The organism is Nocardia citri (assembly GCF_054065835.1).
This window is the reverse complement of sequence record NZ_JBSUQM010000001.1, coordinates 271,455-294,771: the sequence shown is the minus strand read 5'-3', so window position 1 is coordinate 294,771 and position 23,317 is coordinate 271,455. Positions and strand designations below refer to the sequence as shown.

The 23,317-nt window shown below is 63.8% G+C and carries 24 protein-coding genes and 1 pseudogene; 16 read left to right on the top strand and 9 right to left on the bottom strand.

Going from position 1 to position 23,317, the window contains the following annotated elements:
• Nucleotides 1-51: 51 nt before the first annotated feature.
• The gene (locus ACW2Q0_RS01475) at nucleotides 52-1,446 is read right to left on the bottom strand and encodes a glycosyltransferase family 87 protein (protein WP_457185260.1); all 1,395 of its coding nucleotides are present in this window, start codon (nucleotides 1,444-1,446) and stop codon (nucleotides 52-54) included.
• Between the two features lie 294 nt (nucleotides 1,447-1,740).
• Between ACW2Q0_RS01475 and rpsF the strand changes: the two genes are divergently transcribed.
• From rpsF to dnaB, 5 genes are all read left to right on the top strand, one after another.
• The gene (gene rpsF / locus ACW2Q0_RS01470; RefSeq protein ID WP_457185258.1) at nucleotides 1,741-2,028 is read left to right on the top strand and encodes a 30S ribosomal protein S6; all 288 of its coding nucleotides are present in this window, start codon (nucleotides 1,741-1,743) and stop codon (nucleotides 2,026-2,028) included.
• A gap of 81 nt (nucleotides 2,029-2,109) precedes the next feature.
• Nucleotides 2,110-2,640 (top strand): single-stranded DNA-binding protein, encoded by a 531-nt coding sequence (locus ACW2Q0_RS01465; RefSeq protein ID WP_457185256.1) that lies wholly within the window; start codon nucleotides 2,110-2,112, stop codon nucleotides 2,638-2,640.
• 91 nt (nucleotides 2,641-2,731) lie between these two features.
• Complete coding sequence (gene rpsR / locus ACW2Q0_RS01460; protein WP_040697505.1) at nucleotides 2,732-2,983, top strand: 30S ribosomal protein S18; 252 nt, start codon at nucleotides 2,732-2,734, stop codon at nucleotides 2,981-2,983.
• 16 nt (nucleotides 2,984-2,999) lie between these two features.
• The gene (gene rplI / locus ACW2Q0_RS01455) at nucleotides 3,000-3,452 is read left to right on the top strand and encodes a 50S ribosomal protein L9 (protein ID WP_457185254.1); all 453 of its coding nucleotides are present in this window, start codon (nucleotides 3,000-3,002) and stop codon (nucleotides 3,450-3,452) included.
• A 788-nt stretch (nucleotides 3,453-4,240) separates the two neighbouring features.
• Nucleotides 4,241-6,790 carry a replicative DNA helicase gene (dnaB, locus tag ACW2Q0_RS01450; RefSeq protein WP_457186051.1) on the top strand — a complete coding sequence of 850 codons (2,550 nt, stop codon included), beginning with the start codon at nucleotides 4,241-4,243 and terminating at the stop codon, nucleotides 6,788-6,790.
• A 59-nt stretch (nucleotides 6,791-6,849) separates the two neighbouring features.
• On the opposite strand, the gene yidC is transcribed toward dnaB, so the two are convergent.
• Entirely contained in the window at nucleotides 6,850-7,797 is a 948-nt protein-coding gene (yidC, locus tag ACW2Q0_RS01445) for a membrane protein insertase YidC (protein ID WP_457185252.1), read from the bottom strand.
• Between the two features lie 125 nt (nucleotides 7,798-7,922).
• Nucleotides 7,923-8,258, bottom strand: a complete 336-nt coding sequence (locus ACW2Q0_RS01440) for a DUF6412 domain-containing protein (protein WP_457185250.1) — start codon at nucleotides 8,256-8,258, stop codon at nucleotides 7,923-7,925.
• Between the two features lie 56 nt (nucleotides 8,259-8,314).
• Between ACW2Q0_RS01440 and ACW2Q0_RS01435 the strand changes: the two are divergent.
• Nucleotides 8,315-8,449, top strand: a pseudogene (locus ACW2Q0_RS01435) (TY-Chap domain-containing protein); the annotation flags it as partial.
• A 229-nt stretch (nucleotides 8,450-8,678) separates the two neighbouring features.
• On the opposite strand, the gene ACW2Q0_RS01430 reads toward ACW2Q0_RS01435, so the two are convergent.
• From ACW2Q0_RS01430 to ACW2Q0_RS01420, 3 genes are all read right to left on the bottom strand, one after another.
• Nucleotides 8,679-8,831, bottom strand: coding sequence for a hypothetical protein (locus ACW2Q0_RS01430; RefSeq protein ID WP_457185248.1), 153 nt, complete (start codon nucleotides 8,829-8,831; stop codon nucleotides 8,679-8,681).
• 141 nt (nucleotides 8,832-8,972) lie between these two features.
• A complete protein-coding gene (locus ACW2Q0_RS01425) occupies nucleotides 8,973-10,121 on the bottom strand; it encodes an RNA-guided endonuclease InsQ/TnpB family protein (protein ID WP_457185246.1) in 1,149 nt (382 codons plus the stop codon).
• Nucleotides 10,122-10,195: 74 nt separating this feature from the next.
• Nucleotides 10,196-10,474: a LysR family transcriptional regulator gene (locus ACW2Q0_RS01420; RefSeq protein ID WP_457185244.1), complete on the bottom strand. Its 279-nt coding sequence runs from the start codon at nucleotides 10,472-10,474 to the stop codon at nucleotides 10,196-10,198.
• 107 nt (nucleotides 10,475-10,581) lie between these two features.
• Between ACW2Q0_RS01420 and ACW2Q0_RS01415 the strand changes: the two genes are divergently transcribed.
• The 7 genes from ACW2Q0_RS01415 to ACW2Q0_RS01385 all read left to right on the top strand — a co-directional run bounded on the left by ACW2Q0_RS01415 (nucleotide 10,582) and on the right by ACW2Q0_RS01385 (nucleotide 19,331).
• On the top strand, nucleotides 10,582-11,910 hold the full coding sequence (locus ACW2Q0_RS01415) for an MFS transporter (RefSeq protein WP_457185242.1): 1,329 nt from the start codon (nucleotides 10,582-10,584) through the stop codon (nucleotides 11,908-11,910).
• Between the two features lie 177 nt (nucleotides 11,911-12,087).
• Nucleotides 12,088-13,758: a cutinase family protein gene (locus tag ACW2Q0_RS01410; RefSeq protein WP_457185240.1), complete on the top strand. Its 1,671-nt coding sequence runs from the start codon at nucleotides 12,088-12,090 to the stop codon at nucleotides 13,756-13,758.
• A 336-nt stretch (nucleotides 13,759-14,094) separates the two neighbouring features.
• Nucleotides 14,095-14,820 (top strand): aspartate/glutamate racemase family protein, encoded by a 726-nt coding sequence (locus ACW2Q0_RS01405; RefSeq protein ID WP_457185238.1) that lies wholly within the window; start codon nucleotides 14,095-14,097, stop codon nucleotides 14,818-14,820.
• A gap of 221 nt (nucleotides 14,821-15,041) precedes the next feature.
• A complete protein-coding gene (locus ACW2Q0_RS01400; RefSeq protein ID WP_457185236.1) occupies nucleotides 15,042-15,683 on the top strand; it encodes a class I SAM-dependent methyltransferase in 642 nt (213 codons plus the stop codon).
• A gap of 145 nt (nucleotides 15,684-15,828) precedes the next feature.
• Entirely contained in the window at nucleotides 15,829-17,184 is a 1,356-nt protein-coding gene (locus ACW2Q0_RS01395; RefSeq protein WP_457185234.1) for a WS/DGAT/MGAT family O-acyltransferase, read from the top strand.
• Nucleotides 17,185-17,249: 65 nt separating this feature from the next.
• On the top strand, nucleotides 17,250-17,990 hold the full coding sequence (locus ACW2Q0_RS01390) for a class I SAM-dependent methyltransferase (protein ID WP_457185232.1): 741 nt from the start codon (nucleotides 17,250-17,252) through the stop codon (nucleotides 17,988-17,990).
• A 216-nt stretch (nucleotides 17,991-18,206) separates the two neighbouring features.
• Nucleotides 18,207-19,331: an NAD(P)H-dependent flavin oxidoreductase gene (locus tag ACW2Q0_RS01385; RefSeq protein WP_457185230.1), complete on the top strand. Its 1,125-nt coding sequence runs from the start codon at nucleotides 18,207-18,209 to the stop codon at nucleotides 19,329-19,331.
• Nucleotides 19,332-19,698: 367 nt separating this feature from the next.
• Here the strand turns inward: ACW2Q0_RS01385 and ACW2Q0_RS01380 are convergent, their stop codons facing one another.
• Together ACW2Q0_RS01380 and ACW2Q0_RS01375 are read right to left on the bottom strand one after the other, a co-directional pair.
• Complete coding sequence (locus ACW2Q0_RS01380) at nucleotides 19,699-19,980, bottom strand: hypothetical protein (protein ID WP_457185229.1); 282 nt, start codon at nucleotides 19,978-19,980, stop codon at nucleotides 19,699-19,701.
• A gap of 263 nt (nucleotides 19,981-20,243) precedes the next feature.
• Nucleotides 20,244-21,023, bottom strand: a complete 780-nt coding sequence (locus tag ACW2Q0_RS01375; protein WP_457185227.1) for a FadR/GntR family transcriptional regulator — start codon at nucleotides 21,021-21,023, stop codon at nucleotides 20,244-20,246.
• A gap of 271 nt (nucleotides 21,024-21,294) precedes the next feature.
• Here ACW2Q0_RS01375 and ACW2Q0_RS01370 point away from each other — a divergent pair, with 271 nt between their 5' ends.
• On the top strand, nucleotides 21,295-21,474 hold the full coding sequence (locus ACW2Q0_RS01370) for a hypothetical protein (protein WP_457185225.1): 180 nt from the start codon (nucleotides 21,295-21,297) through the stop codon (nucleotides 21,472-21,474).
• Between the two features lie 803 nt (nucleotides 21,475-22,277).
• Here ACW2Q0_RS01370 and ACW2Q0_RS01365 read toward each other — a convergent pair.
• On the bottom strand, nucleotides 22,278-22,436 hold the full coding sequence (locus tag ACW2Q0_RS01365) for a hypothetical protein (RefSeq protein ID WP_457185223.1): 159 nt from the start codon (nucleotides 22,434-22,436) through the stop codon (nucleotides 22,278-22,280).
• 93 nt (nucleotides 22,437-22,529) lie between these two features.
• On the opposite strand from ACW2Q0_RS01365, the gene ACW2Q0_RS01360 reads away from it, so the two are divergent.
• Together ACW2Q0_RS01360 and ACW2Q0_RS01355 are read left to right on the top strand one after the other, a co-directional pair.
• Nucleotides 22,530-22,865 carry a hypothetical protein gene (locus tag ACW2Q0_RS01360; protein WP_457185221.1) on the top strand — a complete coding sequence of 112 codons (336 nt, stop codon included), beginning with the start codon at nucleotides 22,530-22,532 and terminating at the stop codon, nucleotides 22,863-22,865.
• A 31-nt stretch (nucleotides 22,866-22,896) separates the two neighbouring features.
• Entirely contained in the window at nucleotides 22,897-23,271 is a 375-nt protein-coding gene (locus tag ACW2Q0_RS01355) for an SDR family oxidoreductase (RefSeq protein ID WP_457185219.1), read from the top strand.
• The last annotated feature ends 46 nt before the right edge of the window (nucleotides 23,272-23,317 follow it).

Sequence of the window (23,317 nt, the reverse complement as noted above, 5' to 3'; positions counted from 1 at the left end):
TCGCGGCGACCGCGGTACCACCCGCGGGTGGAGTGCGGGTGGAATTCGGTACTAGGCCACGGGAACGAGGCTGCCCGGTTCGAACCGCGGTATCCGCGGCGGTTCGGGTCGGGTTCGGCGCGGCATCGCGCGCACGAACAGGAAGAAGAACACCACGAGCAGGGCGGCACGTCCCCAGACGCCGAACTGCACTATCTTCTCCATCGAATCCACCGAGTTGCCGGATCCGATCGAATAGAAATACCGGAATACGCCGATCCCGATCGCCGCATCGGCGATCAGATACCCGCCGATCACCGCCCACGGCACCTCGAGCAAAACCAGGAACGGCACCAACCACAGCGTGTACTGCGGCGAGTGCACCTTGTGGAACAGCAGGAATCCGCACAGCATCGCGCCGCTGACCCCGATCCACGGGAAGGTGCCGGTCATCGTGAATCGCTTCCAGCCCAACCACATTGCCAGCGCGAAAGCGGTCAGCACCAGCGTCGGCGAGGCGATCGAGACCGCGTGCTGAAACGCGTACTCGCCGTCCGCATCCTGACCGAACAGCTGCCGAAGTCCCCAGTACCAAATGGAATTCGTGGTGATATCGGCCTGGCGCAACTGCTGGAAGGTGATCGATGCGCGCCAGCCGTCGTAACCGGCGAGTGCGAACGGCAGATTCACCACGATCACTGTGCCGATGGCCGCGCCGACGGTCAGCAACGCACCGCGCACATCGAATCGGGTCGGCGTCGGATCATCCATATCGCGCTGGCCACCGGTGAGTACGTAGGCCAGCAACGGCAACACGAAGATGCCCGGATACAGCTTGAGGCAGAAACCGATACCGAGCAGCACGGCGGCCAGAATTCCCCTGGTACGCAATGAATATCGAGTCATCGCGGTCACCACGTACACCGCGGCGACCGCCATGCAGACCACGGGTAACTCCCAGTTGTGGAATGCGTAGAGCACCAGCGGCGGCCCGGCCGCCCACAGCAGTGCCGCCCGCCCGGCCAGCCGGACCAGCAGCCACGCGGTCAACAAGGCGAACGGCGTCAGCAGCAAAGCCGTATGCAGCAGGAATTCCGCGTCGTTATCGGCGCCGACCGCGCCGAGCCACATCAGCACGCCGCTGAGCACGGGATATTCGACCGCGCCACCGGTCAGCGTGCCGTCATCGGTAATGCCGCCGCCGACATACGGAAAGACGTGCTGATCGATATCGCGCCCGAGCCACAGGAATTGGATATCGGAATAACAGACGTCCGAATCCTTGATCACATCGAAGACCGCGCTGCGACCGTTCGCGGCGAACGGCGCACCAGCGCAGCGCGCCTTGTTCGCATACGCGAGCGCCAGCGTGAGCCCGCACAGCAACACCACCACCACCGCGGCCAGCACTGTGGTGCGCTGCACGCGGCCCGCGATCACGCCGCCGGCGGCCGGTCGGGTCGACATGACGACCAGACTAGGTGGCCGAGGCAGAGCACGCCCGCATCCCCCGCGATTACCTCAGCAACACCTTTCGTGCGTACATGGGTAACTCGCCGGGTACGTCCAAAATTCGCCCAGCGACCGACCTGCGGCCCGCGACGCGACTATCGAAACTCCTACGACCGGCAAAGGCCCGGGGAGGGGGAGCTTTCGCTGCTCAACGGGCGTTCATGTAGCCTTGTCGGGTTGCTGACGCAACGACCCTCCTGCCACGGACCGTCCGTGGCCGTTTCCTAGTCCACAGGAGGTGATTGGTCCGTGCGTCATTACGAAGTGATGGTCATCCTCGATCCGAGCCTGGACGAGCGCACCGTTGGTCCGTCTCTGGAGAACATGCTCAGCGTGGTTCGCTCCGATGGCGGCAAGGTCGACAAGGTCGACATCTGGGGCCGCCGCCGGCTCGCCTACGAGATCGCCAAGCAAGCCGAAGGCATCTACGCGGTGGTCGATCTGACCGCCGAGCCCGCCACGGTGAGCGAGCTCGACCGCCAGCTGGGTCTCAATGAGTCGGTGCTGCGCACCAAGGTTCTGCGCCACGGCAAGTGACCCTCGATCGCGTCGGTGCCTGTCTTTAGGCTCTAGCGCATCAGGTGCACTGCAGACTGCATACCGAGCAGGAGGAACCACATGGCAGGCGACACGGTCATCACCGTCATCGGAAACTTGACGGCCGATCCCGAACTTCGATTCACGCCCGCGGGCGCTGCGGTGGCGAATTTCACCGTCGCATCGACTCCCCGCGTGTTCGACCGTAATTCGAACGAATGGAAAGACGGCGAAGCGCTTTTCCTGCGCTGCAACATCTGGCGTGAAGCTGCGGAGAATGTCGCCGAAAGCCTGACCCGAGGCGCCCGTGTGATCGTGAGCGGACGACTGAAGCAGCGCTCCTACGAAACCCGCGAGGGTGAGAAGCGCACGGTCGTCGAGCTCGAGGTCGACGAGGTCGGTCCCTCGCTGCGCTACGCCACCGCGAAGGTCGCCAAGGCCAGTCGTGGCGGTGGAGGCGGCGGCTTCGGTTCCGGTGGCGGCGGTGGCAACTTCGCTCCGGCCGGTGGTGGTGGCGGCAGCCGTTCCGGTGCCGACGACGACCCGTGGGGCAGTGCACCCGCGGCAGGCTCCTTCGGGGGCGGCCGCGTAGACGACGAACCGCCGTTCTGATGACGGCTCACATCGGCCTGAATGTGTTTCCGTAGCGAACTGCTCATAGATCGCTCGAAACGATCAGCCCATCATTTATTACGGAGTAACCATGCCTAAAGCGCCCGCGCGCGAAAAGGTGCTGAAGAAGAAGGCTTGCACCTTCTGCAAGGAAGCCAAGTCCGGCACCGTCAATATCGATTACAAGGACACCGCCCTGCTGCGGAAGTACGTCAGTGATCGCGGCAAGATCCGCGCTCGCCGGGTCACCGGCAACTGCGTGCAGCACCAGCGCGACGTCGCCGTTGCCGTGAAGAACTCACGTGAGGTGGCCCTGCTGCCCTACGTGTCGACGGCTCGCTGAGAAGGGAGACATCGCAATGAAGCTGATTCTTACTGCTGATGTGGACAACCTCGGTGCTCCCGGTGACACTGTGGAGGTCAAGGACGGCTACGGCCGCAACTACCTGCTGCCCCGCGGACTGGCGATCGTGGCCACCCGTGGCGCGCAGAAGCAGGTCGAGGGCATCCGTCGGGCACAGGACGCGCGCAAGGTGCGCGACCTGGATCACGCCAACGAGCTGAAGCAGGCCATCGAGGGCCTGGCGTCGGTTTCGCTGTCGGTCAAGACCGCGGGCACCGGCAAGCTGTTCGGCTCGGTCACCCAGTCCGACATCGCCGCCGCCATCAAGTCGGCCGGTGGTCCGGTCGTCGACAAGCGCAGCATCGAACTGCCCAAGTCGCACATCAAGTCGGTCGGTAAGCACAACATCGTGGTGCACCTGCACCCCGATGTGGTTGCGAAGTTCGACCTGCAGGTCGCCGCGAACTGAGTTCCTTCGAAGGCCACTCTTGTGTTCGGCACAAGAGTGGCCTTCGGCTGTACGGCATCGATCGAGTGTGTGATCGCGGCCTGAATGAGCTGTGCCTTCCGGAGAATAGCCAAATATTTGCGAATTGGCCGAAACGGTGATATTGACCATTCTCGGCAACCGCCGCTATCCGCTCTACCACCGGTTATTCGGCTTGTGGATCACCGAGAAAACCAACCGGACGCAATGTGATCTAAGCCATACCGGCCCAACTTGCTGTTTACCTTCAACATGCCCGGCTGTTCAACTAGACCGACACGCCGCACTTCATTCATCCACACGTGGATAGATCAAGAAGTCGATATCTATCAGCGTGTTTGAACCGTGTTACCTGGGTTTTCCCCAAGTTGTACACAGGGGGTGCACAACGGCGGGTAAACAGTCCCCAACTTATCCACAGGTGTGTACACAGCGCGGTTTGGCGACTGCCTGTCGGGTCGCCTAGGTTCGTCGCAACATCATGCACGCAGCACCCGGAACGGCATGATTCGACACCTGCCGCGGCGGTTTGCTGGAACCGCAGGTGAGGCCCGCTAGCGAGGCCTGCAGAACAGCGGTGCACGACCGAATTTGTCATAGTCCGGGAGTACAACGAGTGATCAACAGGGTCTGCGGGTAGGCGTTTCGAGCGGCCTGCAAGTGGCGAGAGAGGACGGTCGAGTCTGGTGACCACCACCGATGACCGCGGGCATACGGATTACCCGCCCGAACCGCCCGGTGAGGACTTCGGCAGACAGCCTCCGCACGATATGGCGGCCGAACAGTCCGTGCTCGGCGGCATGCTGCTGAGCAAGGACGCGATCGCCGATGTCGTCGAAGTGTTGCGCCCCGGCGATTTCTACCGCCCGGCCCACCAAGCGGTCTACGACACCATCCTCGATCTCTACGGCCGCGGCGAACCCGCCGACCCGGTCACCGTCGCCGCGGGTCTGGACCGCCGCGGCGAACTCAAGCGCATCGGCGGTGCGCCGTATCTGGTTACCCTCACCCAGACCGTCCCCACCGCCGCCAATGCCGGGTACTACGCCGAAATCGTTGCCGAGAAGGCGATTCTGCGCCGCCTCGTCGAGGCGGGCACCCGCATCGTCCAATACGGCTACGCCGGTGCCGACGGCCAGGATATCGCCGAGGTAGTCGACCGCGCCCAGGCCGAGGTCTACGAGGTCACCGAACGCCGCACCACCGAGGACTTCCTCCCCCTCGAAGAACTCCTGCAGCCGACGATGGACGAAATCGACTCCATCGCCTCCCGCGGCGGCATCTCCCTCGGCGTCCCCACCGGCTTCACCGAACTCGACGAACTCACCAACGGCCTCCACCCCGGCCAAATGATCATCGTCGCGGCACGACCCGGCGTCGGGAAGGCACTCGCCCTCGACACCCCCCTGCCTACTCCCACCGGCTGGACCACCATGGGCGAGGTCCGCGTCGGCGACGAACTCTTCGACGCCAAGGGCCGCCCCACGCGTGTCCTGGCTGCCACCGAAGTCATGACCGACCGGCCCTGCTACGAGGTCGAATTCTCCGACGGCACCGTGATCGTTGCGGACGAACAGCATCAATGGCTCACGGAAACTCGAGCATCACGGCGATCGGCGCAGCAGGCCGCAACCGGCCGCAACCGCCATCGCAATCAGCGCACGTTCGCGGCTGTCCGAACGACCGCCGACATCGCGAACACGCTGCGCTGCGACACCGCAGATCGTCGGCTCAACCATTCGGTGACCAATGCACAGCCGCTGCGACTCCCCCAACGCGACCTATTGATACCGCCATACACACTTGGCGCATGGCTCGGTGATGGAACCTCGGCTACCGAACACATCACGTCGGCGGATCCGGAGATCATCGCCCGCATCGAAGCCGAAGGCATCGTCGCCGTTCTGTCGCACTCGGCGCATCCGCGCTACCACCTGCGGCTGCCCGCCGACGTGCCGATCCCGCCTCGCGAATGCGTTATCTGTGGGAAGGAATTCGTCCCACATACCAGCGAAGTTCGTACCTGCGGCAGATCCTGCGGCGGCAAAGCACGCTTTTATTCCGCACCGGTCGGGGCGCCCACTTGCCCGCGGTGTGCCGGGCCGTCCACCGGACTGCGCCTGTGCCAGGGGTGCCGCAACAGCGTGGGCAGTGTGCACGCTCGACTCCGGACCATCGGCGTCCTCGACAACAAGCACATTCCAACTGAATATCTGCGTTCCTCCGAAGCCCAACGGCGCGCGCTTCTCGCTGGTTTGCTGGACACAGATGGCACGGTCACACATGGTGGTTCGGTTCAGCTCTGTGTGACCAGCGAAAGTCTGTTTCACGATGTACGAGAGCTGGTCGCCGGCCTCGGATACCGCTGCCGCATTTCGACCAAACGCGTCGGTGGCCGAACCGAGGCTTCGTCGATCGCGTACACATTGACATTCTCGACCGACGACGAAGTGTTCGGTCTGTACCGAAAGGCATTGCTGCACAAGGAACGACGCGCCGGCCGCAGCACTGCACGATCCGGTTCCCGGTACATCGCCGATGTCCGCAGAATCAACAGCGTGCCGGTGCGCTGTGTTGAAGTCGACAACATCGACCACCTTTATTTGGCCGGGCGTTCGATGGTTCCGACGCATAATTCCACGCTCGGTATGGATTTCATGCGCAGCTGCTCGATCAAACACGGCTTGGCGAGCGTTATCTTCTCGTTGGAAATGAGTCGCACGGAAATCGTAATGCGACTGCTCTCTGCGGAGGCGAAGATCAAGCTGGGCGACATGCGCTCGGGCCGCATGAGCGACGACGACTGGACCAAACTGGCTCGACGAATGAGCGAGATCAGTGAGGCGCCGCTATTCGTCGACGACTCGCCTAACCTGACCATGATGGAGATTCGTGCGAAGGCGCGGCGGCTCAAGCAGCGCCACGATCTGAAACTCGTTGTGGTGGACTACCTTCAGCTGATGACCTCGGGTAAGAAAGTCGAATCTCGACAGCAGGAAGTCTCGGATTTCTCGCGAAACCTGAAGCTCCTCGCCAAAGAACTCGAAGTCCCGGTAATCGCGATCAGTCAGCTGAACCGTGGTCCGGAACAGCGAACCGATAAGCGTCCGATGGTATCCGATTTGCGTGAAAGTGGCAGTTTGGAACAAGATGCCGACATGGTGATTCTTTTACATCGCCCCGACGCATTCGAACGTGATGATCCGCGTGGTGGTGAAGCCGATTTGATTGTCGGTAAACACCGTAACGGTCCGACCGCGACCATTACTGTCGCGCACCAATTACATTTGTCACGGTTTGTCGATATGGCCCGCGGTTGACCTTCGGCGTAGGGCAGGCGACGCACACTCTCGGGCGGGAACGCCCTGAGGCATGACTTTCATGCAGTTCTGCGGCATCGCTTCTTGGCCGATTTCTTCGAGCGGGTCGGGCGGGCTCCAGGTTTTGGGGCTGCTGCTGCGGGACGACCAACCGCTGGTTTTTGCTCGGCAGCATCTTCTCGATCGATGAGAGTGAAGACGAGGTGCTGCTGGGCGTATGTCCAGAGGTTGTTGCTGACCCAGTAGAGCAGGATCGCGATCATCAGGAACGGGCCCCCGACCAGGACACCGAGCGGAAAGACCCACAGCATCAGTTTGCTCATTATCGCCGCTTGCGGGTTCGTAGCAGCTTCCGCGCTTTGGCGGGCCAGCGAAGCACGGGCGTTGAAATGTGTGGCGAGGCCGGCGATGACCATCAGCGGGATGGCAACCGCGGCGATAGCGGTGACCGTCGGGATCCCGCCGTAGGGTGCGAACGAGGCCAGCAAGCTGTCGGGGGAGGTGATCGCCGCCGAGATCGGCGCACCGAACAGCCGTGCGGTAAGGAACGACTGGACGTCGGCGGCGCTGAAGAAGTAATTGGGAGTCACGGCGTTGGCTTCGGGTTTCATCCCGAGTTGCCCCCATCCCGTCCCGGTGCGGTTGAACGAATGCAGGACGTGGTAGAGGCCGAGGAAGACCGGTGCCTGCACCAAGACCGGTAGGCAGCCCATCAAAGGATTGAAGCCGTGTTCGGTCTGCAATTTCTGCATCTCGATCGCCCGGCGTTGCCGGTCACCGGCGTACTTCTTCTGCAGAGCCTTGATCTGGGGTTGTAGTTGCTGCATCTGCCGGGTAGTCCGGATCTGGTTGATCGCTGGCCGCAGTAGCAGCAGCCGAAGGGTGAATACCAGAAACACCACAGCAAGCGCCCACGCGAACCCGTTGTCGGGCCCGAGGATCACGCCGAAGGATTTGTGCCAGAACCACAGGATCGCCGAGACCGGGTAGTAGATAAAGTCGAGCATCGAGCACCTCGTAACTGCACGAACGCATCACGCGGCTTCGTGCGGGTATGGGACGACACCGGTCACCGAAAGGACCGCGTCGGAAGGGACAGAGATCGGACCGAAGCCACGCAGCGCGTCAGCTGCTACGCGGCAGTCGCAACCCGTCCGGGCGCTCGGGGGCGGCGGGGGCGTCCTGGAGTGTCAGGCGCGCTTTGTCGGCGGAAAGCGCCACGAAGACGCCGTTCATCGCGTTGGGGGCCGGACTCTGACTCCGTAGGCAGATGTAGCGGCGACCGCAACCGATGCCCAGTGAGGGCCAGCAGCAGGACCAACGCGACTGCTGCGCCGACGACCGCGGTGGGGCCCTCGGCGAACAAGGACACCGAGACGACGAGGGTCAGCACGGCCACCCAGGTCGACTGAGCAAGGCTCAGCCCCCTCGAGAGAACCGTCCAGACTTGTGCCACGCGAAGAAGCATACCGACGCGAGTTCCGCTGAAGGCTCTGAGCTAAGCCGAAAGACCCTCCCAATTCCTCACGGTTCGTGCAGTACGCGCAGACTGACAGCGAGCTACTTGCCGAATTGGTGGGCGATGAGTTCCTCGAACCCACCGCACGGCCGGACGAAACGGGACGCCGCCTGATCACCCAGACAGGTTGGCAGGAACCCGATGCCGAACCGAGTGCCGGTCGTGCCGCAGCGTCAGCGGCCGGTTCAGGTCCGATTCGCGGGTTGAGGTGGATCGGTTCTTACCTACAGGTGGTGGTTCTTCGGGATATAGCGGTTCAGCGCGCCCAGTCCGGGACCCACACGTCGTCGCTGGATGTCGTCTCATATCTGGCCTGCAGGTATTCCAGGAAGCTGGCGAGGACCGGGTGCGGATTATCCGCTCGCCAGATCATGGAGAGCGGGTAGACCGGCGTCGGGTCGACGACGGGGATTCGGGTAGGTTGTAGCTTTCCGGCCAGAGGTAGCGGGAGCCCTCGCCGACGAAGGTGGCGAGTTGGGTCGAGTCGGCGAGTTCGGCGAGGAGCGCTTCGATGCCGAACATCGGCCCGATTGTGTCGATGGTGAGTCCGAATGCCGTCGCCAGATCTTCGTATTGACTTCCTCCCGGCCGTGAACGACCGGGATTCCTCCTGAACCTTGCGGTTCTCCGGGGGGTTCCTGTTTCACCGGGGCCTGCTTCCCGCTAAGCGGAAAGGCTGACAGCCCCTCCGCAGGCGTTTCGACTCTCCGCAAGCCCTGCGGCGAGTATGTTGATGGCCGCGTTCAGATCGCGGTCGTGAACTGTTCCGCATGTGCACGTCCACTCCCGGACATGCAGCGGTTTCTTCCCGTCCAATGCGCCACACACTGAGCACATTTGGGTGGAGGGGAACCAGCGGTTCACCTTGCCGAAAGTTCGCCCGTACCGCTGGGCTTTCTCCTCCAACATGCGGGTGAACATGCTCCACCCCGCATCGTGAACCGACTTCGCCAACCTCGTGCGCGCGAGACCTTTGACGCTCAAGTCCTCCACGTACACCGCTTGGTTGTCGCGGATGATCGCCGTGGACTGTTTGTGCACCCAATCCCGGCGCGTGTCGGCCACCTTGGCGTGCGCTTTCGCTACACGCACACGGGCTTTGGCCCGGTTCTTCGAACCCTTCTCCTTGCGGGAAAGCGCCTGCTGCGCCTTGCGGAGTCTGCGTTCTGCGCGGCGCAGGAAACGAGGGTTCTCGATCACCTTCCCGTTCGACAACACCGCGAACGACGATAGGCCCACGTCGATACCGACCTCGGAATCGGACGGCCGCAGCGGCTCCTCGCCCGCCCACACCACAAACGACGCGAAATACCTGCCCGCCGCGTCCTTGATGATCGTCACCGATGACGGATCGGACGGTAGTTCCCGCGACCAGCGGACCGGGACGTCGCCGATCTTCGGCAACCGCAACTTGCCGCCGGGTGTCACGATGAACCGCGCGTTCTTCGTGAACCGGATCGACTGCCGATTGTCCTTGCGAGACCGAAACCGCGGCGGTGCGACCTTCGCGCCTTTACGTTTCCCGGATACCGACTGAAAGAAGTTCCGGTAGGCGGTGTTCAGATCGGCGAGGGCCTGTTGCAGGACCACACTGGACACCTCGGCCAGCCACTCGCGTTCCAGCGTGTTCTTTGCTTCGGTCAACCGTTTCGACAACTCGCTGTCCGGGATATACGCAAGCTTGCCGTCGAACGCGGCGCGGCGAGCCGCCAGCGCATCGTTGAACACCACCCGCGCGCAACCGAACGCCTTCGCCAACGACACCTGCTGACCCACTGTCGGGTAGAGGCGGAAGTTGTAACGAAGCTGCACCCCATGATTCTAGCATTCCTGTTGCGGCCCAATCGAATTGGTGCACGCGGTGTCGTGTGCGACAACCGTCCCGTCTAGGGCACGCTCGGGCCTTGGCGGCCCCTCCCGCGTCCGCCTTCACCACCGCCCTGAAGGGCGGCGCACTGGCGGACATTTGGTAGCAACGCTTGCCCATCGACATTCAGTCGCACACCCCTGGCGATCCGCGCGAAAAGCTGAACGCCGAGTTCTCGCTCCAGTGCGGCTACTCGCTTCGACGCCGCCTGCTGGGTGATTCCCAGCTCGTCGGCGGCGGCTTGGAACTGACCGGTCTCGGCAACTGCGACGAAGGTACGAACCGCATCGAGATCCATGAACGCAAACCTAGTCCCACAACGAAAAGTTGTGACACTCCGCATGATCCGTTGTTGGTGCCAGCGTCTATCGACCGGCTTCAATCTCCGGGACAACAGTCCGGGATGTGAAGCGGGTGCTGAATATGTGGCAGAAGGCGAACCTGGGTCGAGCGTTCGGGTGGTTGTGGGCCGCCTATGCGGTCAGCGCCTACGGGACCGGACTCGGATTCGGGGCGTTTTCGGTCGTTGCGATCACCGTCTTGAACGCCAGTTCCGCGCAAGTCGCGGCCTTGTCGGCCTCTGGGCTCGCGATCGGGGCGCTGCTGGCGGTCCCGCTCGGGCTGTGGATGGAATTTCGCGCCAAGCGGCCGGTCATGATCGCCACCGACCTGATCCGCTTCGCGGCGTTGGCATCCGTACCGATCGCCTATTGCTCGGGCGGGTTGTCCTTCGCGCAACTCTTGGTGGTCGCCATCGTCACCGCGGCGGCGAAGATCGCGTTCACCGCCGCCAGCGGCGCCTACCTTAAGACGATCGTTCCGGCCGACGGACTTTTGGTGGCCACCAGTCGTTTCGAGTCCACCACGTGGTCGGCCACGGTCCTCGGACCGCCAGTGGGTGGGGTCGCCATCGGACTCTTGGGGCCGGTGACCACCGTTGTCGTCGATGCGGTGAGTTACCTGCTCTCGGCGCTCGGCATCGTCGCGATCGGGGAGCCCGAGCGGCCGCCGAACCCGAGGAAGGCCCGAACGCGGCGGTGCAGCGACATCGTCGAGGGGTGGCGCTACATTCTCACCCACCGCACGCTGCGTCGGTTCTTCGTCAATACCATGCTGGTCAACGGGCTGATCATGGCCGCGGAGCCGCTGTTGTCGGTGCTCATGCTGGCGCACTTGGGGTTCCCGGTCTGGGAGTACGGGCTGGCATTCGCTGTCCCGTGTATCGGTGGCCTGATCGGGTCCCGACTTGCCCACCACGTCGCTTTCCGCTTCGGCGAACAGTCGGTGCTGCTGATATTCGGCATACTGCGTGCCTGCTGGCCGCTCGGGCTCGCATTCATCCGGCCCGGCCTGGCCGGGCTGGCGATCGTGATGGTCACCGAGTTCGGGCTGATCGTCTGCTCGAGCATCTTCAGCCCCGTCCTCGCCGCATATCGCTTGAATAACACCGATACCGATCGCCAGGCTCGCGTCCTTGCCGCGTGGTCGATCACCAGCAGCCTCAGCATCGCGGCGATCACCGTGACATGGGGTCTGCTAGCACAGCTCACCGGCCCGCGTGCGGCCATCGCGCTGGCCGGGCTTCTGCTCCTCGGCACGCCGTTACTGCTGCCGCGGCATATCGCCACCCCCGAACCGGCCGATCCGATTCCGTCGAATGAAGAGCCGGACCGACAACTCGATGAGTGCAACAGTGCCGACATCGCTGCTTTGCGCAGCGAATCGCATACGTGACCTGCGACTCGACGACGTCATCGCAGCGTGCATCACCTGGAGATAACGCAGCCTGAGCGTGACCATTTCTCCGCGCGCGGTAACGATCCGACCCTCGGGACCGACGTCCTTCGTGACACATGGCCTGTCGGGGGGCCTGTCCGTCCACTTGTCGGTTTTTGGATTGGGGAACGGGACATGGCTCTTCGGGAGTTCTTCGCGCGCCATCGCATGGCTTCGGCCATCGTCGCGCCCGCGTCATTGGGGGTGGCGGCGATTATCGTCGCCTCGGTGGCGCTGACATCGACGCACGAAACCGTCGATACGCGCCTGCGGGCGTCCGTCACAGAATGTCACGACATGGTGACTATTTCGGTCGCCGGCCGTCGGGACACGCCGGACGCTGCGACCACGAAGATGCTGGTCGATGCCAATGGCAACGAATTGCCCGCGGCGCTGTCCGGTGATCACAGCAGCCAATGGGTCGATCCGGTGGTCAACGCACCGGCCGACGATGTCGATCCCGGCTCTTATGCCGCCGTCTACATCGCGTATCCGGCGAATATGGACACCTACGAGGATGCTGTCAACGCCGGTGTCGCGAATACCGAACAGGTGATGCGGGATATCGCACAGGCCTGCCCGGACACCAAGTTCTCGATCGTCGGCTACAGCGAAGGCGCCGATGTGGTGCGCCGCGTCGCCATGACGGTCGGACATCAGACCGCCGACAAGGATGGCGGCTACGGCATCGTGGATCCGGCCGATGTCGTCGGTGTCGTCATCCTCGCCGACGCCGGGCGTTCGGCTGGTGAGGGTCCGTTCCCCGGTGCGAAGGATCCGTACAGCAACCCCGACGGCTTCGACCAGAAGTATCAGAACGGCACAAAGACCGCGTCGGGCCAAGGCGCATTGCCCGGTACCAGCGGCGACTTCGGTGCGCTGAACGGCAAGATCGCGTCGTTCTGCTCCGACGGCGATCTCACCTGCTCGGCGCCGCAGAACATTTCACTGCTGCAGCTGGCGGTGAATGTGGGTCGACAGTTGAATGTCGACGCACTCGAACGCGACGGGCTCACCCCGGCGACCGGGCAGGATGTCGCCGTCGTGCTCGGCCGAATCGCGATGGCCGCATTCGCGGATATCCAGTCGCAGCCGAACTGGATGCAGAGCGATGAGACCTTCCTGCAGGTGCTGCTGCGGGTTTCGGATCCGGAATACAAGCCGGGGCAGACGCCGAAGACTCCGGCCAACGCGGAGTCGATCTCGACCAATCAGATGTCGCCGCTGGCCTATCTGCCGCAGAAGGTGTTCAACGAGATCGTCGGTCTCATCGTGACGAACCAGAACACCATCCCGGTGATCATGAGTGACCCTTACCAGCTCACGCTCGGCCCCAATGCGACCGGTCACCACTTCGACTACTGGCGTGACGCCGACCCGGACAACGGTAAGCCGCTGACCTCGGCCGAGTACGCGGCCGCCTGGCTCACCCATCTGGCAAAGCAGGCCCAGGCGGGTCAACCGGTCGATACGACCGCCAAGCCGGAAACGGCCGATCTCGCCGCCGCCTACCAGGCAGCGACCTCGACGACCAAGTCGCCCGCACCAACCACGACCACGACCACCCCACCGCACACCACCACGGCCGCCCCGGCGAAAACGGAAGTCAGCAGCCAGCCGACGACCACGACGGCGCCGCCGACAACCACAACAGTGCCACCGACCACACCGGCAGTGACGACACCACCGACTTCGACCACCACGACCACTCAGCCCACCACCACGACGACGACCATCCAGCCGACCACCACCACGACAACGCAATCAGTGACACCGACGACCACGAGCGGTTCGAGCCGGCCCTGATCCGGCCACGAGCGCAGGCCCGCACGGCCGTTACCGTCGCGCGGGCCTGCGCCGCTGTCTGCGGCATCAGTGACGCCGTCTACGCGCCTCGACCGAAGAACCGCTTGGCTTTCAGGCATCCCCTGATGGGATGAATTCGGATGGCTCCGATTCGCGGAAGTGAGCAGGACCATGGCTGGTGAGATGGTGAAGCGATGACGCGGCGCAGGTGAGTCACGAGACCGCCGCCGGTTCGGTGGCGATGGCCGACCCACCGGTCTGGTCGAAACCGGCTCAGAATGGATGATCTTCGCCGAAGATGGACGGCATGAATCGGCGCGAACAAGGAGTAGCGCGATGAGACATGTTGGTATCTTGGCGCACAGTATCGAAGGCGCGTCGCTCTGCTTGCGGACACTGTCGCAGGAGGGTGCCCGCGATCTCGGACCGCACGAGCACGCCGATGTGACCCTGGATTGCATCGCGATGGGCCGCAGCATGCCCGCGTGGGAGGCCGGTGATCACGGCGCGATTCGAAAGACCTTGGCCACCAGCGTCGATCGCCTCGCCAACGCCGGCGCCGAATTCTTCGTCTGCCCAGACAACACCGCGCATATGGCGCTGGAGTCCGACGGCGAAGACTTGGCTCTGCCGGGTCTGCACATCGCCGAAATCGTCGCGGAAAAGGCGGCCGCGGCAGGTTTTCGGCGGGTCGGCGTGCTGGGCACCAAATATACGATGACCGGCCCGATCTACCCGCGCGTTTTGGCGGCCAAGGGAATCGACGCCGAGATCCCGGACTCCGACGAGCGCCGCCTGATCGACGACATCATCTTCACCGAACTGTGCGAAGGAGTGTTCACCGCCGCATCCCGGCAGCGCTATCTCGATATCATCAACCGCCTGCACGCTCTGGGCTGTGACGCCGTCGCCCTGGTTTGTACCGAGATCCCACTGTTGGTGACGCCGGAGGTATCCCCTTTGCCCACACTGGATTCCACTCGCCTGCTCGCTGCGGCCGCCCACCAGGTCGCCATCGGGGCGCGCCCGCTGCCGACCTGGTATGGCGGCGTCATCGACTGAGGTCGTTGTCCGCCAACCATTTCGGCACGCTACGACATCCGTGGCGGGCCGCTGTGCCACGGCCATTACTCGATTGGTGGTGCTCATTGATTCCTCGGCGCGCCACCAACCGAATCACGCCCCCAAACGCGGACCGCATGAAGAAAATGCCACCAGACTGAGACAAGCACCGCGCCGCATGTCGTCGGAGGCGGCCAGGCGACGGGAGGCATGATGTCCGGGTGAGAACGCACAGTCCCGCAGATGTGGCGCACACCCGCGCCGCCTACGACGATATCGCCATCCAATACACCGAATTCGTCAAGGATCATCTCGCCAGACAGCCATTCGACCGGGCCATGCTCGGCACATTCGCGGAACTGGTGCGGGCCGACGGTCGAGTGGCCGACCTCGGGTGCGGTGAAGGCCGGATAACCGCATATCTGGCCAAGCTCGGCCTCGATATCTTCGGGATCGACCTGTCACCGCGGCTACTCGAATTGGCGCGGGCACAATATCCGACACTCGAATTCGAAGAGGGTTCTCTCGAATATCTCGATACCGGCGATGCCGCGCTCGCGGGAATTCTCGTGTGGTACTCGATCATTCATCTGCCGCCGCAACGAATGCCCGCGGTGTTGGCGGAGTTTCATCGGGCACTCGAGCCGGGAGGGCACGCACTGCTCGCGTTTTTCCAAGCCTCCGCTGCCCAGGGGATAGAACCGTTCGACCACAAGGTGATAACCGCCTATCGATGGTCACCGGATCGGCTCACCACGCTGGCCGAACAGGCCGGCTTCACGGCGATCGCCCGGTTGGTCCGAGAACCGGATCCCGGCGAGCGAGGCCGCCAGGCCTATCTGCTGCTGGTCAAGGATCACTGATTCGACCGACGCGGATACCGCACCTTTAGTAAGGTTGGGCGCAGCGCAGAGGGGAGATGGCTGTGCGGCCCGTATCGACATCGTGGTCGATTTTCCCTTTCACCGAAAACCTCAGCGCCACACCGTCGTCAGGGGGCGACAGACCATGGAGCTTATTTCTCCGATCGATGCCGTATTTCTGCTCGCCGAATCCCGCGAGCACCCGATGCATGTCGGATCGTTACAACTATTCGAGGCACCGGAGGATGCGGGGCCCGATTTCGTGCGCCTGACCCATGAGAAGTTGTTGGCGGACAACGAATTCCACCCCACCTTCCGAAAGCGTCCGGCGACCTGGCTCGGCGCCCCGCAACTGGCATGGACCGAGGCCGAGGACGTCGAACTCGCCTATCACCTGCGCCGGTCGGCGCTGCCGAGTCCCGGCAGCTTCGAACAACTGCTCGCGCTGGCCTCCAACCTGCACAGCGCACTGCTCGACCGGCACCGCCCGCTATGGGAAATCCATGTGGTCGAGGGGCTCAACGACGGCCGCTTCGCGCTGTACTCGAAAATGCATCACGCGCTGATCGACGGCGTCACCGCGCAGCGCCTGCTGCAGCGAACGCTCACGAACGATCCCACCGCGAGCGAAACGCCTGTGCCGTGGAATCTGCCCAGGTCCAAGCGCAAGACCGAGCCGTCCAGCTCGCTGCTCGGCTTGCTCAAGCGAAATCTCTTGTCCGCCGCCAATTCCGGGCCCGCGGTGCTGCGGGTGGCCAGGGCCGCACTGGTGCAGCAACAGTTGACCATGCCCTTCGAGGCACCGCGTTCGATGTTCAATGTGCCGATCGGCGGTGCCCGCCGGTGCGCGGTCCGGTCCTGGCCGCTGGAGCGGGTCAAGCAGGTCAAGAAGGCGACCGGGACGACCGTCAACGATGTGGTGCTGGCAATGTCGGCCGGCGCGTTGCGCTCGTATCTGATCGAACAGAATGCGCTACCCGATAAGCCGTTGATCGCCATGGTCCCGGTCTCGCTGCGGGCCGATGAGGACGATGCCGACACCAGTGGCGTGAAGGTCGGCGCGATTCTGTGCAATCTCGGCACCGACATCGCCGATCCGATCGAACGGCTGCGCGTGGTGAGCGAATCGATGCGCCGCAGTAAAGAGGTCTACAACGCACTCTCGCCCGTCCAGACCATGGCGCTATCCGGTTTGATGCTGAGCCCGCTGGCCCTGACCCTGCTGCCCGGCATGCTGTCGTTGACGAATCCGCCGTTCAATATCGTCATCTCGAATGTTCCCGGCCCCAGGGAACCCCAGTACTGGAGCGGCGCTCGCCTGGACGCGTCCTACCCGATGTCGATTCCAATCGACGGTCAGGCCGTCAACATCACCCTCACGACCAATGTCGACAGCCTGGACTTCGGCCTGGTCGGCTGCCGCCGCAGCGTGCCGCGACTGCACAGCCTGCTCGACCACCTGGAGAATTCGCTGGCCGAACTGGAGCAGTCCGCCACCTGAGCCCTCGAATCGCCCGCCCACGGCCCCGATAAGCTGAGCCGATCGACTGGGGACGGGCAGAGACGATGGCGCTTTACGACCACACCGGGCAGAGCTACGCCCGGACCAGGCAACCGGATCCGCGCATCGCCGCGGTCGTCGATGACGCGGTGCGCGGTATGGACTCGGTCGCCAATATCGGCGCGGGCAGCGGTTCCTACGAACCGACCGGCACCGTGATCGCGATCGAGCCGAGCGAGGTGATGATCGAGCAACGCCCGCCGGGCGCCGCACCCGCGGTACAGGCGGTCGCCGAACAGCTACCGATGCACACCGACGCCGTCGATGCCGCCCTGGCCATCCTGACTGTGCACCACTGGACCGACCTTGATCGCGGCATCGCCGAAATGAAACGGATCGCCCGCCGCCGCATCGTCATCCTCACCTGGGATCACACCGTCTACCGCGAATTCTGGCTGGTCCGCGATTATCTGCCCGCCGCGGGCGATACCGATGCGCGCCTGGCTGTCGCGCCGGCGCGCCTGGCCGACCTGCTCGGTGACATATCGATAATCCCGATCCCGGTCCCGCACGATTGTGTCGACGGGTTCGGTGGCGCGTACTGGCGGCGGCCCGAGGCATATCTGGACGAAACCGTGCGCGCCGGTATGTCGATGCTGGCGATGACACCGGCGGCGCTACTCCGGGACGGACTGAGCCGACTTCGCGACGATCTGGCTACCGGCGTATGGGCCCGGCGGCACGGTGAGCTGCTCGGCGAATCCCGGCTCGACCTCGGGTACCGACTCGTCATCGCAGAACTCTGATCTCGTCGGCGGAACGGCTATCACCGGAAAAATAGAACGTGTTACATTCTAGGTCAGGTACCCGCGCCTGCCGGTGGAGTTAGCGCCGCGTCATGGCGATATCTGCGGCGAAAGGCCGAATCGGCAGCGCGGGCCCGTGACCAAATATGCAACCCGTTCCAGCACTCTTCAACCGTTGTGATCCGGCTGCTGAGCAAGTAGGGAGACCAGCACGCCATGCGTACCGAAATCTGCGACCGACTGGGGATCGAATTCCCCATCTTCGCCTTTACCCATTGCCGCGATGTGGCGGCCGCGGTCAGCAATGCCGGCGGTCTCGGCGTGCTCGGTGCGGTCGGCTTCACCGCCGAGGAATTGGCGGTCGAGCTGGCCTGGCTCGACGACCATGTGCACGGTGGGTACGGCGTCGACCTCGTCATCCCATCGAAATACGAGGGCAAGGGGATCGACGATCTGACCCCCGAACAGTTGGAAGCCAAACTGGCGGAGTTGGTTCCGCAGCGGCACCGGGACTTCGCGGAGACGCTGCTCAACGAGCACAATGTCCCGCATCTGCCCGAGGGTGAGCACCACAACCAGCTGCTCGGCTGGACCGCGACCACCGTCGCACCGCAGATCGAGGTGATCCTGCGCCATCCCAAGGCCAAGCTGGTCGCCAATGCACTCGGCACCCCGCCGCCGGATGTGGTCGAGCAGATCCAGGGGTCGGGACGGCTCATCGGCGCACTGTGCGGTTCGGTGAAGCATGCGCTCAACCACAAGCGCGCCGGTCTGGATTTCGTTGTCTGCCAGGGCACCGAGGGCGGCGGGCACTGCGGTGAGATCTCCTCGATGGTGCTGTGGCCGCAGGTGGTCGACGCCATCGGCGATATGCCGCTGCTGGCCGCCGGTGGTATCGGCAACGGCCGGCAGGTCGCCGCGGCCATGGCGATGGGCGCGGCGGGTGCGTGGACCGGGTCGCTGTGGCTGACCGTCGAAGAGGCGAATGTGCCGCCCGCGCAGATGCAGACCTATATCGATGCCTCCAGCCACGACACCGTCCGCTCACGGTCCTGGACCGGTAAGCCGTGCCGCATGCTGAAGAACGACTGGACCGAGGCCTGGGAGGCGCCGGAGAATCCGGACCCGCTGCCCATGCCGCTGCAGATGATGGTGGCTCTGGACGGCGTCAAGCGTGGGCACCGCTATCCGGAGGCGGCCAAGGATGTGAACTTCAATCCGGTCGGTCAGGTCGTCGGCATGATGAACAAAGTGGAGCGCTGCGCCGATGTGATCGCCCGGCTGATCAATGAGTACGTCGAGGCGTGCGACCGCCTGAACAAACTCAATAGCGCTCTGTAGCAACGTGACCGAAGCCGCCCCGGCCGATAGCGGGGCGGCGTTTCCGGCCTCCCGCGGCTGGGTAGCCGTCCAACAGCGCACGCGGTATACAGATGACTCGCACTGTTACAGTGCGAGTGCTCGCGTCAGTTTTGGAGGTCGGCATGTATCCCTGCACCAACCCTCGGTGCGGAAGTCGCGGACATATTGAGCCGGAGTGTCCGAATCTGATGCATGCCGATCTGCCGCAACGGCGAAATCTGGTGGTGCTGGCCGTACTTGCCGTCACGATCGTCACCTCACTCGTGCTCGCCGCTTTCGCCGCGGCACCGCATTGATATCGCTCCCGCCTAGGAATCGGTCACCGAGAAGTCGTAACGCACACCGGTCAGCCGCTCGCCGAGCTGCCACAGTGTGTGCGGTGGTAGGAAAGTGGATCGCACAGCGCCCGACGAAGATATCCGGCGATCTCCAAACTCGGTCCCGCACACGCGTTTTCAGGCACATCCGGCACGATAAGGGCATACAGCTGCGGCAATTCGGCCATGTGATCGGACTGAGCCAGCGCGAACAGGATCGCCTGCGGAATTGCCGCCAGGACACCGCTCACGCCCTTCTCACCGTTACAACCGTAGCGACGGGTCGCGGACAGTCCGGGCTGCGCGGCCACCGCGCAACTGCGATCCTACCGTGCGAGCCCGACGCTCGAGTTCGGCGGTAACAGCAGATTCGCCAGTTGTCGAAACTCGTCGGGTGTATCGGCGCGATGGCTGCGCCCGCCGTCGAACGCAGTACACGCACCTGATAAGTCTCAGACAGTTGGTAAATGTGGCGATCTTGCCCGGCGGGCCGCAAAACCACATCCCGAGCGGCGTTGAGTAACGCGGAGCCAAGAATGGCCCAGACAGCGAGTTCGGAGGAATTGACGGACGATCAAGCGGTCGCCGCGTGCTCCACATCCTCGTCGCACTCGGGCCCGACATCGAGCAATTCCTCGAATCGGGCGATGACCTTGCCGTGATACAGCCCGAACAGATCCTCGAACAATGCGAGCTGCGCATCGGACGGGCCGGAACCGGAATCCCACACCGCCACCAACGCACGCCATACCAGTACATGCAGATCGGCAGCGCCCGCGAAGTATGCCTCGACGGCCTCGGGTACCTCGAGCACCATCTCGCCGATGGAGTTCATGATCGCGCGCTGCATGCTCAGCCCCAGTGCGGTGAGCAGTCGACGGACCAAGCCGATCTCGATGGTCAGGATCTGCTGGAAGTCGGGAATATCCTGCCGGGCAAACGATTCCATGTCATCGATCGCGGTCTTGAGTTCGGCCGGATCGATCTCCTGTTCGCTGCTGGTGTAGGCGAGCAGCGCCTCCATGACGATGCCGCGCTCAACCTCGACGATGTCGTGGAACATCTCGATGGCGACATCCGGCATCGGAACCGAAAACCGAAAGAGGTGCCGATATACATCGATGCCGCCCGCCTCACGGACATCGCGGATCGTGAACCCCTTGCCGCGTCGCGCCTCGACGAATCCGTACGATTCCAGCCGACCGAGGGTCAACTGCGCAGTCGCGCGGTTCATATCGAATTCCTCCGCGACCTGACGGACCGACGGCATCAAATCCCCCGGCTGATACTCCCCTGCGGCAACCCGGCGTGCCAGTTCATCGGCAACGTCGGCGACTACCGTTTGGGATCCCATCGAGATGCCACCTTTCGACTCGGTGTCTAATACGTCCCAGACAGTCTATGCCGTCCGGTGCGAGACTGCACCTGGGTAACGCCGGTCAGGGCGCAGCGTGAGGTGCGGCAGGACAATTCAGCGCGGCGAGGGTCGATCGGCCGAGAGTTCGACGACCTCACGCACGCGCCTATTCGCGATGACGTCCAACGGTAAAACCCCGGTTCGCACCGCCGTTCGCAAGCGGAATCGGCAGCGCTGCCGGCCGCTTTCACGCGCCGCGAGACCGTAGGTGTGGGCAAGCGCGCTGGGCCGACCGAAGGTCGATCGCGAAATCCAGACGCGCACCGCACACCACATCTTCGAGGTGCTCGGCGCGGTGCAGGACGGTGCCACCGAACGCTGTCAGCCGCTTGCCATTTACGAACTCGCACGCCGCCGGATCGCGCCGAGCCCTACAAAATCGCGCTGAGCCGACTCCAGGATTGCGCGCCCACGAAGCTGCCGCGTTCGGTGCATGCGGCGATGGGCGCCAGCATGGGCGAGAAGTGGCGTTGATATTTCCGGGCCATGCGGCGATGGGCGCCAGCATGGGCGAGAAGTGGCGTTGATATTTCCGGGCCATGCGGCGATGGGCGCCAGCATGGGCGAGAAGTGGCGTTGATATTTCCGGGAATTCGCATCCGGGCAATTTCCGGGTGCTGCCGGACGGACGACTCGGCGTCGTCGACTTCGGGGCCCCTGCACACTGGCCGATCGAGGTTTCGAGGAATTCGCTTTCGGCCACTGCGATGCGCTGTTCGACGGCGGGCCAACGGAACTGGAGGCGACGGAACGGCTTCTGCGAACCGGGCCGGATGCTCGATGCCGAGGATCCGTTCCACGAATCGCGCCCGTGCATCGGACCCTTCCGGCACGCGAATTACCCGGTTCACCATGCGCTCGCCGCGCAAACAGGTACTGCGAGCGAAGAATCCGCGGCTGTCGCATGCCCTGCGTCAGGGCACCACGCCCCGCGCTTCACCCCGTTGGCGCGGTCCATGCGACCCTGATCGGTGCGATCGGTCAGTTGGAGACCGAGGGTTCGTTCGATGACGAGGTCGGGCGGTGGCATCCGAGCTTGCGCGAGTTCGTCACCCGGCCCCTCGAGGAGGGCGCGATGCCGGTCGATCTAGCGGGTGGCTCGGCGCAAGCGGGCAGAATCGGTCGCGCAAGGCATCCCAGTCCGCTGAGTACAACCGCGCTGACCTGCCCGGACGCCAGCGACCTTCTGTCTCAGACAGAACGCGCCGATCGGCAGTTGTCTGCGGCGAGCGGCTGACCGGTCGTGTAGGTCCCGGCAGCCGGGCGGCCGACCCAGCCGAGGCCCTGCGGATCGCCGACACCCGCGACGAAGGAATCGCCGATGAAGCACACACGAAGGTCGTTCCGCACCCGGTGATCTTCGCAATCGGTCATCAGGTTCTGGCCACCGCGGGTGGAGATATGTCGTTAGGATCGCCGTGGTTGTCCGGGAGGGATTTGACGTTGACAGGGGTAGCTGAGTCCACGGTGCCGCCGTGGTTCACGGATTTGTTCGCGCATCGGCGCTGGATTCGCCGGGTCGAGCCGTTTCCGCACATCTATGCCAGGGATGTGTTCGTGCCCGAATTCTATGGCCGGTTGGCCGATGAACTGGCGCGGGTGCGCCGGGAGCGGCCGGAGGCATTCGGGCCTGTGGCGGCGGATTACGGCGCGGTCGGGGCATCGCTGGCAGGGTTGCGGGACGGGCCGTTGGCGTTGTTCCTCTCGCGCGAATGGCACGACCTGATCGCCCGCGTAACAGGGGTGGCCACCAGTCGACGGCGACGTCGCGCTCGATGAGTTCGATCCCCATTTCGCACTCAATGTCGGTGTGCCGCTGCGATTGTCGGCGCGCCTGGCGCAACAGAGCTGGCTGCATACCGAGGCCGAGAACCGGGCGCGCAATCGCAATATCGTGAACGTCTCGAGCATTGCGGGTTCGCGGGTATTCCCCGGCGGACAGGCGCTCTACGCGGCATCCAAGGCGGCGCTCAACCACCTGACCCGACATATCGCGGCCGAATTCGACGAGTTCGGGGTGCGTGCGAATGCGATCGCGCCCAATGATTTTCCCGTGACCGTGGCCACCGAACAGGTGGTGCGAGCCATTGTCGAACTCGATCGAGGCGAGATGAATGGGGAAATCTTTACCGTCGGAGTGACCGCCGAAAGTGGGCCGCACGGACTCGGTGCGGACGCCCGCTGACCTACTTCGCCGAATCCGTCGTTCCGGTGAGCTCTTCGGATGAGCC